The sequence below is a fragment of the Corallococcus terminator genome, assembly GCF_049194865.1.
Lineage (GTDB): Bacteria > Myxococcota > Myxococcia > Myxococcales > Myxococcaceae > Myxococcus > Myxococcus terminator_A.
This window is the reverse complement of sequence record NZ_JBLZWL010000104.1, coordinates 129178-142332: the sequence shown is the minus strand read 5'-3', so window position 1 is coordinate 142332 and position 13155 is coordinate 129178. Positions and strand designations below refer to the sequence as shown.

The window sequence follows — 13155 nt, the reverse complement described above, 5'->3', positions numbered from 1 at the left end:
GATCGATACTCGCGAACGAAGAATGCGGGTTATTGGCAGAGGGACTGGTCGCAGACGTTGCCTTCGTCTGTCGACCCCGAGCAGTTGTTGTCGATGCCGTCGCAAATCTCGACGGCGCCTGGTCTCATGTCAGCCTGGGTGTCGTCACAGTCTCCTCGAAGCCGGGATGTATTCGCGGGCTGTCGACAGGCGCTCAGGGGCTCCCAGTTGGCGCCATAACCATCATGGTCCTGGTCCGCGAAGAACTGGACCCATGTGGAGGTGTCGCTGGCGTCATCAGGCCAGCCATTGCAATCGTCGTCGAGGCCATTGGCGCAGACCTCCGCACGAGGTTGACCTGGGACGCAGACGCCATGGTCCCCCCATTCGCACACCTGCCTTGGAGGTTTGCCGTCCTCGGTCTCTTCCTCCCAGCATCCCATGGCACATGCGGGAACGCTGCGAATGCAGGCACCCACGCCACACGTCTTGGGCGGAACGTCGTCCACTTGCCCGTTGCAGTCGTTGTCGATCTGGTCGCAGGACTCCGTCTCGGGAGGGCGCGGAGTACAGGTCTGCTCGGTGCCGTTGACGCAGGCCTGGACGCTGGTTGCGCAGGTACCCACGCCACAGTGCTTCAGGGCACCTGGATGCACCGCTGCGTTGGCATCGTTACAGTCCAGGCCGCTGGAAGACTTCCCGGCAGGCACGCTGCAACTGGTTCCAATCGGAGCCCCCGCTCCATGCCCATCGCCGTCCCCGTCGCGATAGAGCGTCAGCAGGACGCCTTCGTCTGTGGTTCCATTGCAGTTGTCGTCCGCGCCGTTGCAGACTTCGGCTCGAGGCGTGCCCGGCTTGCAGACATTGGCTCCCCAGGTGCACACCTCAACGGGTGGCTTCCCATCGCGAGACTCTTCCCACTCGCAGTGGTTGGCGCAGGCGGCCACCGTTCGCAGGCAGAGGCCCACACCACAGGAGACCGGCGGCAGGTCATCCACCTGTCCATTACAGTTGTTGTCGACCTGGTCGCACACTTCCGTGGTCGCGGGCTTGGGGATGCAAGCTGACTCGGCACCGTTGACGCATGCCGGGATGCTGTTGGTGCATGCTCCAATCCCGCAGGACTTGAAGGCACCGGGTTTGATGGATGCCGACCCATCGTTGCAGTCCGTGGCATCCGTGACGTAGCCAGCAGGCTTTCCGCACGCATCCTTCCAGTTGCCCGGAGCTCCGAAGCCGTCACCGTCCGCGTCGCGGTGGTACCTCACCCATTGCCATAGGGAGGAGTTGTTGTCGTCGCAGTCACTGTTGTTGGTGACCCACCCTTGGGCAAGGCAGCCTTGTCGGCCAGGGCCGGCGCCTTTCTGGTCTCCATCCGCATCTCGATAGAGGGTGAGGGAGACTCCTTCGTCGATGAGGTCGTCGCAGTCGTTGTCGCGCCCGTCACAGCGCTCGGGCTCGCAGACCTCTTCTGGCGGTTCGCAACCATTGCAGCCCATAGGGGCCGCGATTGCTCCCGCATCCAGTGATTGCGATGTGGCTGCCGGCTGCGCCGCCAGCGTCGGGAGAGCCATCGTGATGATGAGGAGTGCGATCCGGCAGGCATGGAGGCGCCATTGCCGCGTGTCGGCACGGGAGATTCGAGGCATGGTGAGCTTTCAGGGCTGGCGAGGAAATCGTCTCGCGAGGCGCCTGGCTGTGGGCCGAATCTGCCCGGCTCGCGCCGGTAGAGGACTCAGCGGTCGCCAGATGCGCTCGCGGTGTCCACGTGTTCTGCAATGGACGCGCCGAGAGCTCTTGGAGGAGAGTGGCTTCGTCGCTGGCGAGCAGTCCGTCCACGGGACGGGACGTGCATCCAGCCAGGGTGAGGGGTGGACACAGACCTACGTGGAGGTCAGCGCGGCTCGTCTGCACGCGAATCGCTCATGACGGTCGATGTACCGTGAGCGGGCAGTCAGGGGAGGGGTTGTCCAGGCGGGCGCCGCAGCAGGTCCTCGCCGATGGACTTGAGCTCCGAGAAGCGGAGGCTCCTGTAGACGATCTGCCCCGCAGCGCGTGCAGCCTCGGGGAGGTCGCTGAGTCGCACGGGGACTGCTGGTGCGGCGGTGAGGTGATAGGGGCCGCCGTGGAACGAGGAGTCGAAGGCATAGAGCCCCCCTCGCGGCCATCTGTTGCCATGGGTCCCCAGGCTCGAAGAGTTGCCCAGGTTCGGGTATCGGTTCCGTGTTCGACGCTAGGGACCGGATGACGGAAATCGCCTGGTTGTGTGCGGCGACATCGTGGAGGAGTTCGTCCGGCGCGTAGCCCCCGCCAGCGGTGCTGAAGAAGCCTACGAATCCGTCCTCGTCGCAGGCCAGCCAGTCGTACTCAAACCCCTGATTTGCGTCGAGTCGTTGGAGCCTTCTTGGCGCGCTTGCGCGAAGGCTGCTTCGGTGCTGGTGGTGGGAGCCAGTAAGGCGTCGGCGGGTCGTACCACTTATGTCTCCTGAGCCAAGCCTCGTAGTGGAAATAGATGGTACTCAGTCCGTCGCGAGACTGCTGCACCTTGAAGAACTCATCGAGGGTGTCGCAGAGGAAATCGATCCGCTCCCTCTCTCCCCACTCACGGGCCTCCGGATTTGAAGCGGCTCGTTGGTGCATGAGCATGCTCACCAGCGTAGGCCAATGGAGATTGGTCCCGTCCCGAACCTGGGTGATGAGCCACTCGCGAAGGCCGGTGAGTGCTCCTCCGCCGGTTGCTACATCGAACCCGAGAATGTACGCGACCAAGGTGTCGTAGCCCTCCGTGGGCATGAACCCCAGCTGCATGGTCCGCAGACGACCGACGAGTTCCGACAGAGGTGTCAGCTTCATCTAGAATCCGGAGTTGAGAGTGTCACGATAAGGACAGAGATTTTTGTACTCCTCAAGGGGCAATCCCTTGTGTGAAGTTACACCGGTTCAGGTGAGTCCGTTCCTCTGTGGGAGAAGGACTGAGCGAGACTGAAGCAACTTTATCAGCGCTTTCCTCCAGGTTCGAAGCGGGCGAGGAAGACCTTGAACTGCAGTGCGACGAAGATGGGACGCGGGGCCACCAGTGAGGCCTGGGCGAGCATCGCGAACAGGGCCGCGTCGGATTCGATGGGACGGATCTCCACCATGCGCTTGCGCCGATTCTCCAGCGCCTCGGAGGGGATTCCATGGGCCCGCAGCCGCCGGAACTCCACGTTCGTCAGCTCGGGGTCATTGCCGACGCGGCAACCCACGACGAAGGGCGCTCCGGGCTTGAGTCTCCGGGTCACCTCTCGCAGTAACTCAAGCCGGGCTTCCTCGCCCTCGACATGGTGCAACACACCCATCATCTGCGCGCCGTCGAACAGTGGGCCAGGAGGCAGGGTCTTCAGCTCGCCCACGTGCAGCTGCGTCCGAGAGAGCAGGCCCTCGGTCTCCAGGCGCTTACGGGCGACGTCGAGCATGGCCTCGGACGGGTCGACGCCCGTGAATCGCCAGCTGGGGACATCGAAGCGCAGATAGGGCAGCAGCTCCGTGCCAGTGCCCATGCCCACGAAGAGCAGGGAGGCCGCCTCCTGTCCGTCGAGCTGTGCGGTCAGCGCGCTGACACCGAGTTCATACATGGCCTGGGCACCGGCGAGGTTGATGGCGGCCTGGGCGTCGTAGTGGGTGGCGCGGTCGGCGCCGAAGCCCGGCACGATGTGGTGGGCGGAGTGAGCGGCGTGTTCATGGGCCATGACGTGTCCTCGATGGGCCCGCTGGAGGCGGACGATTGTTCGAGGATGCGTGTCGGGAGGCCGAACCGGTAGGGCGGGGATTCAGGCCGCATCGGCGGATTGTCTGGCCAGTTCGGGCTCGCCATGCGCGTGAATGCGCGGCGCGGGGCGCGACCGGGCAGGTGTCTCGTTCCAGCGAGGGACTACGGCCCCGGCTGTCGCCACTCCGGCCTTCGGCGCGCATACAGCACGAAGGGCACGGCGGCCAGGGTGAAGACCAGTCCTCCCAGTCGCGCCACATAGGCGATGGGTTGTTCCACCTTGAGCTGCTTGGGCGGCACGAAGCCCACGATGAAGGCCAGGGTGCAGGACACGATTCCCACCCAGGCGAGCAGGGGCAGGGCGGGCGCCCGGTAGCCTCGCGGGATATTGGGGCGCGTGCGTCGCAGCTTCAACGCCGACACGAACAGCAACCCATACATGGGGATGTAGAGCTGCGTCGTCATGGCGGAGAGCGCCCAGTAGACTTGATTGACGTCCTTCGCGACGAAGAACGCCAGGGCGAGCAGCGCCACCAGCACGGCCTGCGTGGCCAGGAGCGCCGTGGGAGTGCCATGGCTGTTGGTGCGCTGGAAGAGCGGCGGCAGCAAGCCCTTGCGCCCCACCAGCAACAGGCTGTGATTGGGGCCCAGCATCCAGGTGAGCACCGTGCCCAGCGTGGCGAGAAGGAACAACAGCGCGAAGACCGAGGCCACCCGCTTCAAGCCATAGCCGGACAGGTATGTCTCGAACGCCTGGATGAGCCCCGCGCTCAAGTCCAGTTGCTTGCTCTGGACGGCCACGGAGACGCCCAGCGTGGCGAACACGAAGATGAGCGTGGCGAGCAGCGCCATCAGCACCATGGCCTTTGGATAGCCATGGCGCGCGTCCTTCATCTCCCGGACGTGCACCGCGCTCACCTCCACGCCGCCGTAGGCGAGGAAGTTGCCCACCACGAGCACCAGCCCTCCGATGCCGGACCACGGCGGCAGGAAGTGACTCGCCTCCAGCGGCGTCGCCGACGCGTGGCCTCCGAGGAGGTACAGCACCGCCAGCACCGTCAACAGCACCGTGGGGAGCACGATGCCGAGCACCACGCCCCACACGGAGAAGCGCGAGGCGTGACCCACGCCATGCAGGGCCACCGCCGCGCACAGTCCGAAGCCCGCCATCACGAAGGCGCCATTGAAGGGGCCGCTGCGCGCCAGCTCCGGTGACACCACGTACGCGAGGTTGCCCGCGGCGAAGGACAACAGCAGGGGATAGAAGATGATGTTCTGCGCCCACTGCTGCCACGCGGCGCAGAACGCCCACTTCTCACCCAGCGCTTCGTGCACCCACGTGAAGACACCTCCGGGCCAGGTGCTGCCCAGCTCGGCGGCGATGAAGGCCGCAGGCAACAGGAAGACCAGCGCGGGGATGAGGTACAGCACCACCGAACCCAGCCCATACTCGGCCATCGCCGCCACGTTGGTCAGGTTGATGACGGCCGAGGCCGACAACAGCCCCATCGCGGGCCAGCTCATTCCCCGACCAGGGCGGCTCGCGGGAGTCTCGGGGGACGGCACGGTCATGTCGGTCAACCTCTCGTCAGGGAGGTCCCACTGACGCTGCCTTGCGTCAATGACGCCACCTCGCTCGACGTGCGCGATTGAAAGTCCCGCTCACCGCAATGGGGTGTGCAGTGCGTTCCCTCGCACTCCGGGCCGCCCCAAGCGTTGGCTGTCATTCTTTTTCCGCGCCACCGACGACGCCTGTTCCTCTAGGCTCCCCGGCCATGAATTCGACGGTGAGCGCGCTCCTCGACGAAGTCAGCACTTCCTCCGGTGTGAGGGATCTGCTCCCTCGCGTCGAGCGACTGGGCGAGCAGGGTGACTTCGAGACGTTGGTGGCGCTCGCCGCCGGACTCGAGGCGCGCCAGGAGTCCACACCCCCCGAGGAGCGCTGGCGACTGCACGCCCTCTCCGACCGGGTGGGAGAGGTGCTCGCCCGCGACGGGCAGCTCGAGAGCGCCCTGGCCCTGCTGGAGCTTGCTCGGCAGCCCCGTGACTCGCGCTTCCAGGGACGGCACTCCTCCGCGCGACGGGCTCGGGATTTCGCTCACCTGCTGGCCGCTCATCGCTCCGCCGCGACGTTCGTCGAGCTGCTCGCGCGGCGTCAGGGCCCCGAGGACCTCACGGAGCTGTTCGCCTGCGCCGCGCAGGAGCTCGTCCTTCGCGGCGCCGCGCTGGACGAAGAGCCCTTGGTGCGCGAGCTGTGGGCCGCGCTCGCCGACCGGGAACACCCGCTGGCGGTGCTCCCCTTGACGCGCATGCCCTGGGAAGCCTCCCTGGGGAGGGACGTGGGCGTCGACGACCTGGCCTCCGCGGTCGACTTCCTCACCGTTACCATCTCCAATACGTCGAGCGAGGACGACGAGGACGAGATGACCACGCCCAACGTCAAGCTGACGCTGCGGGACGAGCCCGTGCCTCATTCGCTCGCCGCCGTCATCTCGGGACGGGGTGATGATGGCTTTCCCAGTCAGGTCGAGCAGCGCGTGCTGAGGCTGCGCCCCGCGCTGCCCATGGCCCCACCCGACAGCATCACCTCGCTGCTCGTCGACCTGGACCTGGCGCTGCTGCGCGGTGATTCGCACGTGGACTGCGAGCGGACGAAGCCCGATGCGCTGGTGTCGGAGCTGTTCTCGCTGGCGGCGCGGGGCGCGCGTGGCTGGCAAGGCGCAGAGGGCGCGGCGTACGGTCGGCTCGCGTTGTGGCGCACGCTGGCGGGGCTCAGTGGCTTTGACGCACCGCTGGAGGCGTCGGCCCTGTCGGCCCGACTGAAGGTCTGCAGGTGGTACCGGTTCCAGGTGCCGTCGGATGAGCCCATGCGCGGAACCCCAGGCCTGGGGGTCGCTTGTCTGCGCCCCGGGGGCACGTCGCTCGCGCTGCTCGCGGTGCGTGACGAGCCCGAGGCCCCGTAGGGCCGCGCGTCACGCGGGCGTGTTCCTGCGCTTGAAGAGGAGGAAGGCGCGACTCGACGAGCGTCCCTCCGGGTCCTTGGGGTGGATGGACCGCACGAGTCGCTCGCGTATCAGCTCCGCGGCGATGAAGCTCACCGGACCGCTGCCCGTGGGGTGGTCCATGTCCCGGTTCTCACGGACGACGTCCTCGAAGAACCGCAGGCCCTCCTCCGAGTCCTCGGCGAACCCCTGGTAGACGAGGAACCGCCACGCCTCCTCGGGATTCCCGTTGAAGTCGACGGCGTGCAGGGTGGCGGTGAGCCTGTCCCAATAGAGAGGAGGAATCATGGCGGTGGGCGCGAAGCATAGCCGACGTCCCGGCACGTTCGCTCACACGACTCTGTTCACCAGCCACCAGCAACGCTTTCCCCTCCGCGGGTGCTGCCTTATGACGGATGTCTGGCACCTGGAGGAGGTTGTTCGCGCGGATGGTGGAATACATCGACCAGCTCATCGGAGCGCTCGGCCCGCTGGGGCTGCTGGTGCTGGGGCTGGCGGCGGCGCTGGAGTACGTCGTGCCACCCTTCCCCGGAGACACCATCACCCTGCTGGGGGGCGTGTACGCGGCGCGCGGCGCGCAACCGTGGCTGCTCGTGTTCCTCGTCGTGACGGGGGGCAGCGTCGTGGGCGCGGCCATCAACTACATGGTGGGGCACTGGCTGGCGGGGCGCTTCGACAAGCATCCTGGCCGCAGCTACTTCGGAATCACCCACGCGCGCCTGGAGCAAGTGCAGTCCCGGATGCGGCGCAACGGGCCCTGGCTGCTCCTGGCCAATCGCTTCCTGCCGGGCATCCGAGGCCTCATCTTCGTCGCCGCGGGCGCCGCGCGCATGCCTCGCGTCAACGTCCTGGGGCTGGGCGCCGTGTCGGCCATGGCGCACACGGGCCTGGTGCTGGCGCTGGGCGTGGCGGTGGGCGGCAACCTCGAGAAGCTGACGGCGCTGATGAGCCGCTACCAGTACGCGGTGGTGGGGCTGGTGGTGGTGGGCGTGGTGGCGGTGCTGGTGCGCATGTTCGCTCGGCGACGCGCGCCCTCTCCCGAGCCTTGAGTCCTTGGGCGGACGGCCTCTCACGCCGACGTTGCGCATCCCCGCCTGGGCGCGCTTGAGTCGGCTCCATGGCCTCGCGCATCCACCCAGGGACTTCGTTGCTCGTCGCGCTCGTGCTGTCCGTGGCGGGTTGTCGCTGTGGAGATGACCCGGGTGTGGGCGGCGCGCGCCAGGGCTTCCGTCCCCAGGAAACGGCGGTCGACTTCGGTCGAGCGCTGGAGGGCTCGCTGACGCGTCGTCAGGTGACGCTGCTGGCCACCGGGCGCGCCAGCGTCACGGTGAAGGCCTCCTCGGACGCGCCCTTCAGCGTGGACGTCGCCGAGGTGACGGTGCCGGGCAGCGGCACTGTCGCTGTCTCCGTGGACTTCCTCGCGGGCAACGGCGCGGCGGAGGGCACGCTGTCGTTGACGGGCGCGGGACGCACGGAGACCGTGCGCCTCACCGGGCTCGGCGTGAGGCCGCTCAACTGTGTCCCCTCCAGTCCCTGTCACGAGTCGAGCTTCGACCTGGCCACCGGCACCTGCGTGGAGCGGGCGCTGCAGGACGGCGCCACCTGCATCCCCACCAGTCGATGCCAGGCGAACGGCCGCTGCGAGTCGGGCGCGTGCGTGGGCAGCCCTCGCTCGTGTGACGACGACAACCCGTGCACGGTGGATGCGTGCTCGCCCACCCTCGGGTGTGTGACGTCGCCCGTCGCGTGTCCGGTGCCGAAGAACCCGTGCAAGGTGGGCGTGTGCGACCGCGACAACGGCTGCGAGGAGGTGGACGCGAAGGACTTCATTCCGTGCGGGTCGGTGGACTGCAAGACGTCCAACCTGTGCTTCGGGGGCTCGTGCAAGGAGGTGCCCACGCCAGATGGCATGACCTGCGCGCCCGCCACCGCGTGTCAGGGTGAAGGCACTTGTCAGGGGGGCGAGTGCGAGAAGCCCGACGCGGGAGACCTTCCGGTCGACTTCAGCCAGGACCTGGGCGGAGAGCCCGTGGGCCAGCCCGCGCTGCTCGTCCAGGACGGCGCGCTGTTCACCTCGTTGTGTGGCGGTGACGCGGGCTGCCGGCTCGTCTCCTTCACGCAAGGTGGCCTCCTGCGCTACGAGTCCTCCTATCCCGATGGCGGCACCCGCGCCCTGCTGGCCGCGTCCGATGCGGGCGTGGTGGTGCTCGCTCCGGAAGGGCTGGAGTCCTATGCCCCTCGTGGACCGGGCGCGCGGCAGTGGGAGGCTTCGTGGGAGTCCATGGGCGCCCCCTCGGATGCGGGGCCCTGGTTGGGACACATGGAGGCGGGACAGGTCGCGTTGACGTCGGAAGGAGACGTGGTCGCTCACGTGGCCTGGGGACCCGTGCCGGATGCGGGCGCGGATGGCGGAGTGACGCCTCCGCTGGCGCCGGAGGGCGCGCGGTGGGTCTGGCTCGCCGGACATGAGGACGCGGGCTCGGTGGTGCGCGCGGGGCCCGTGGAGCCCTGGCGCGGTGAGGCGCGGCTCGCGCTCGACGTGGAGGGCTCGGCCTATCGCTACACGGTGGATGGACGGCTGGAGCGCGCGGACTTCGCGCCCGACGGTGGCACGGAGGTCCTCATCTCCGCGCTCGGAGACGGAGGCGTGCCGGGCGGGAGCGCGTCGCTGGCGGTGGCGGGAGGGACGCTGCTGGTGGGCACGCGGGCCTTCGTGTCCACGGACGGTGGCGCGCAGGTGGCGGTGGACTGGGATGCGGGCACGCGCACGTTGACGCCTCGGGCCGAGCCCGCGCTGCTGACGGCGGCGGGCACGCCCGGCTATCTGTTCGCCCAATCCTGCGACCGCGTGGATGGTCTGCCGTGCACGCCAGAGGAGGAGCGCACGGTGCTGCGCGCGGTGGACTCGGCGACGGGGCAGACGACGTGGGAGGTGGACGTGCTGCCCTTCGAGGACCTGCCCGGGACGCTGCACGACGCGGCGCTGATATACGGCGGCGCGGTGGGCGTGCTCTCGGACGCGGCGCTCCCGGATGGGCGGCAGGTGTGGCTCCAGCTCTTCGCGCGGGGGCAGAAGCTGGTGATGTGCCCGCTGCCGGGCCGCCCGACGGTGGTGGCGGGCGCGTCCTTCTTCCAGGACAAGCTGCTCGTCGTGCTGGAGCGCGACGGCGTGTGGAAGCTGGAGTCCTACGGAATGGGGCCCGGCGTCCAGGTGGAGCCGAGCGGCTGGCCCTTGCGACACGGGACGCCGGGCGGGACGCGGCGCGAGTCGCCGTGAGTCACTCGGAGCTGTTCGGGTCCACCCACAGGTCCTCGTAGCGGACCTGCGGCGGCGTCTGGTGCAGGCGCAGGCCCTGCACCGTGGCGCTGGCCGCCGCGTGGACTCGCTCGTGGTACAGCGGGATGAGCGGACAGTCGTCGCGGAAGAGGTGCTCGGCGCGCACGTAGAGCTGCTGACGCAGCCCCGGGTCGATGGACACACGCGCCTCGGCGGTGATGCGGTCCAGCTCCGCGTTGCGGTAGCCCAGCGGGTACACCGTCTGCGCGCTGGAGTGCAGCAGGAAGTAGAGGAACGTGTCCGGGTCCGGGAAGTCCGCCAGCCACAGCGTGCGGAACGCCGGCACCCGTCCCTCGCGCAGCCGCGCCGAGTACTCCTCCGGCGCCATCTCCACGTGCTTCAGCTCCAAGAGGCCCGCCTGCAACAAGGGGCGGAAGAGCACCGCGTCCTCGGCCGACGTGTCCCGGCCCGCGGGGTGGTGCAGCGTGAGCCGCAGCCGTCGCAGGCCCGCGTCGCGCAACAGCTGCTCGGCCAGCGCCACGTCGGGCGCGGGCAGGGGCCCCACCTCCGTGCCGCCCATCAGCTCCGGCGGGGTGAGCGTGCGCGCCACGCGGGCGCCCGGGTGGAACTGCTCCACCGCGCCGACGATGTCCATGCCCGCGCGCAGCGCGCGTCGCACGCGCACGTCGTCGTAGGGCGGCTCGCGCAGGTTGAGGGCCACGAAGGCGGTGGAGGGCGTGGTGCTGGCCAGCACCTGGAAGGCCTCCAGGCCCGGCACCTCCACGTGCTCCGCGGAGAGGAAGGACACCAGGTCCGCGGCGCCCTCGCGCAAGCGCGTCATGGCCTCCTGCCGCGAGTTCACCAACTGGAACTCCAGCCGGTCCAACAGCGGCGTGCCCGCGCGCCAGTAGGACGGATTGCGCTCCAGCACCACGCGCTCCGGCTCCAGCGACATGACGCGGAAGGGGCCGGTGCCCACCAGCCTGCCGCTCGAGTCCACGCGCGCCACCGCCGTGGGCGTCAGCGCCATCAGGTGCAGGAAGAACGCCTTGGGCTCGCGCAGCCGGATTTCCAGCGTGGCGTCGTCCAGCGCCTCGATTCCCGACACCTCGCGCGCCATGCCGGACGTGTACTCGGGCGCGCCCTCCACGTCCTCCAGGAGGCTGCGGTCCGGAGAGCGCACCGCCGGGTCCAAGAGCCGCTCCAGGTGGCGCTTCACGTCGCCCGCCGTCAGCATCGCGCCGTCGTGGAAGGTGACGCCCCGGCGCAGATAGAAGCGGTAGCGGCGCGCGGAGGGGTCCGCGTCCCAGCGCTCGGCGAGGTCCGGCTCCAGCCCGCCGTCCTCCAGGCGCACCAGTCCGGAGAACGCGCACGCGGTCAGCTCGGAGAGCTGGTTCTCCACGCTGAACAGCGGGTCCACCGCCTGGCGGTTTCGCAGCGAGGCCGCCTGGTGCAGCACCACGCGCAGCATGCCGCCCGTGCGCGGCTCGGGCAGCCGGAAGCGGAAGACCTCCGTCTCCAGGCCCAGCGCCTCGTGGCCCAGCTGGTCCACCGTGCGCGTCAGCCCATCGCCGATGCGGATGACCCGGCGCGCGTCCTCGCGCACCTGCGCCACCTCCTCGCGAATGGACGAGTCCGCCTTGGTGAGCACCACGTTGGCGGTGCGCAGCTCTTCAATCGCCGCGCTCAGGCGCACCACGGACTCCGACAAGTCGCGGCCCGTGCGTGCCTGGTCCTCCGCCTTCTGCGAGGCGCCATGGCCCACGCGGGCCATCTCCTGCGTCTGCCGCACCAGCTCGCGCGCGTGGCCCGATTGTTCAATGGCCATGCGCGTGACGTCTTCCACACGGCGGGCCACGCGGCGGCTGGCCTCCACCACCGTGGCGCCCTGGGCCTCCAGCCGCTGCGTCTCCATCACCGTGGCCTCCACGGCGCTGAAGGTGCGCTGGGTAATCGAGCGAATCTCCACCAGCGCCTCGGACGCGCGGTCTCCCAGGGCCACGCCCGCGGTGGCCTGCTCGCGGCCCTCGTGCACCAGCGTCACCGCCGTCAGCACCGCGTCACGGACGCCGGACACCATGGCCGCGATTTCGCGCGTGGAGCGCGTGGTGCGCTCGGCCAGGTTGCGAATCTCGTTGGCCACCACGCCGAAGGGCCGGCCGTGCACGCCCGCCTGCGCGGCGATGATGGCGGCGTTGAGGGCGAGCAGGTTCGTCTGGTCGGCGATCTCCTGGATGACGTCGACGATGCGGCCAATCTCCGTGGAGCGCGAGCCCAGCGTGCCCATCAGCTCCGCGGCCTTCCGGACGGTCTCCTCCACCCGGTACATGCCCTTGACGCTGTCGCCCACCAGCACTTCACCGCGCTCGGCCGTCGCCGTCACCGCGAGGGCCAGCTGGTTCGTCTCGCTGGCGCGGCGGCGCACGGAGTCGATGCCGCCCTCGACGAGCGCCACGAAGTCCTCGGCCTCGCTCGCGAAGCGCGCCAGCTCGTCACCGGAGGAGGCGATGTTGGCCAGCCGCTCGCTCATCGCCTGCATCAACGACGTGGTGTGATTGGCGAAGTCGTTCACCTGCGACAGCGACTCCACCACCTGCTCCAGCCGCTCGGTCATCTCCAGCAGCGCGCCCGTCGTATCGACGGCGAACACCTCCAGCTGGTGCACGCGCTTGCCCACCACCTGGAGGCTGCCGCCCATGCCGCTGACGGAGTGCAGCGTGCGCTCCACCGCGCCGCCCTGGCGCCGCGCGGCCTCCAGCAGCATGCGGGCCTGCTCGCTCACGTCCGTGCTGGTGCGGTGCAGGTTCGCCGTCACCCGCTGCACCTGCGACAGGGCGCGGCGCAGCGACAGCACCAGGCGGCGCACGTCCTCGTGTCCCTCGTACTTGTGCCCGCCCGTGGTGGTGAGGTCGCCCTCCGCCAGCCGGGCCATGACGCGCCGACGCGCCAGTCGCCGCAGCGCCGCCCAGCGGAACCACGCCAGATACCCGCCCGTCAGGTACAGCACGGGGGTGGCCACGACGAGCGCCAGCCAGGAGGACGCCACCATCCGCTGGCCGCTCAACTGGAGGATGACTCCCAGCGCGAGCGCGGACAGCAGGCCGGCCGCCAGGCCGAACGCGAAGAGGTACCGTTTGGCGCCCATGGAC

9 protein-coding genes are annotated in these 13155 nt (G+C 69.0%); 3 read left to right on the top strand and 6 right to left on the bottom strand.

Annotation, left to right across the window (positions count from 1 at the left end):
* Positions 1 to 29: 29 nt before the first annotated feature.
* The 4 genes from ACN469_RS31425 to ACN469_RS31410 all read right to left on the bottom strand — a co-directional run bounded on the left by ACN469_RS31425 (position 30) and on the right by ACN469_RS31410 (position 5251).
* Positions 30 to 1478, bottom strand: coding sequence for a putative metal-binding motif-containing protein (locus tag ACN469_RS31425; RefSeq protein WP_498773882.1), 1449 nt, complete (start codon positions 1476 to 1478; stop codon positions 30 to 32).
* Between the two features lie 868 nt (positions 1479 to 2346).
* Positions 2347 to 2832, bottom strand: a complete 486-nt coding sequence (locus tag ACN469_RS31420; protein WP_498773880.1) for a hypothetical protein — start codon at positions 2830 to 2832, stop codon at positions 2347 to 2349.
* Positions 2833 to 2975: 143 nt separating this feature from the next.
* On the bottom strand, positions 2976 to 3707 hold the full coding sequence (locus tag ACN469_RS31415; protein ID WP_498773878.1) for a methyltransferase domain-containing protein: 732 nt from the start codon (positions 3705 to 3707) through the stop codon (positions 2976 to 2978).
* Between the two features lie 182 nt (positions 3708 to 3889).
* The gene (locus tag ACN469_RS31410) at positions 3890 to 5251 is read right to left on the bottom strand and encodes an APC family permease (RefSeq protein ID WP_498773876.1); all 1362 of its coding nucleotides are present in this window, start codon (positions 5249 to 5251) and stop codon (positions 3890 to 3892) included.
* 251 nt (positions 5252 to 5502) lie between these two features.
* On the opposite strand from ACN469_RS31410, the gene ACN469_RS31405 reads away from it, so the two are divergent.
* On the top strand, positions 5503 to 6690 hold the full coding sequence (locus tag ACN469_RS31405; RefSeq protein WP_498773874.1) for a DUF6183 family protein: 1188 nt from the start codon (positions 5503 to 5505) through the stop codon (positions 6688 to 6690).
* A gap of 9 nt (positions 6691 to 6699) precedes the next feature.
* Here ACN469_RS31405 and ACN469_RS31400 read toward each other — a convergent pair whose 3' ends face one another.
* The gene (locus tag ACN469_RS31400; protein WP_498773872.1) at positions 6700 to 7017 is read right to left on the bottom strand and encodes a hypothetical protein; all 318 of its coding nucleotides are present in this window, start codon (positions 7015 to 7017) and stop codon (positions 6700 to 6702) included.
* Positions 7018 to 7157: 140 nt separating this feature from the next.
* Here ACN469_RS31400 and ACN469_RS31395 point away from each other — a divergent pair, with 140 nt between their 5' ends.
* Together ACN469_RS31395 and ACN469_RS31390 are read left to right on the top strand one after the other, a co-directional pair.
* Positions 7158 to 7778 (top strand): DedA family protein, encoded by a 621-nt coding sequence (locus tag ACN469_RS31395; protein WP_498773870.1) that lies wholly within the window; start codon positions 7158 to 7160, stop codon positions 7776 to 7778.
* Positions 7779 to 7846: 68 nt separating this feature from the next.
* Positions 7847 to 10006, top strand: a complete 2160-nt coding sequence (locus tag ACN469_RS31390; protein ID WP_498773868.1) for a hypothetical protein — start codon at positions 7847 to 7849, stop codon at positions 10004 to 10006.
* A 1-nt stretch (position 10007) separates the two neighbouring features.
* Here ACN469_RS31390 and ACN469_RS31385 read toward each other — a convergent pair whose 3' ends face one another.
* Complete coding sequence (locus ACN469_RS31385) at positions 10008 to 13151, bottom strand: ABC transporter substrate-binding protein (protein ID WP_498773866.1); 3144 nt, start codon at positions 13149 to 13151, stop codon at positions 10008 to 10010.
* Positions 13152 to 13155: the final 4 nt, after the last annotated feature.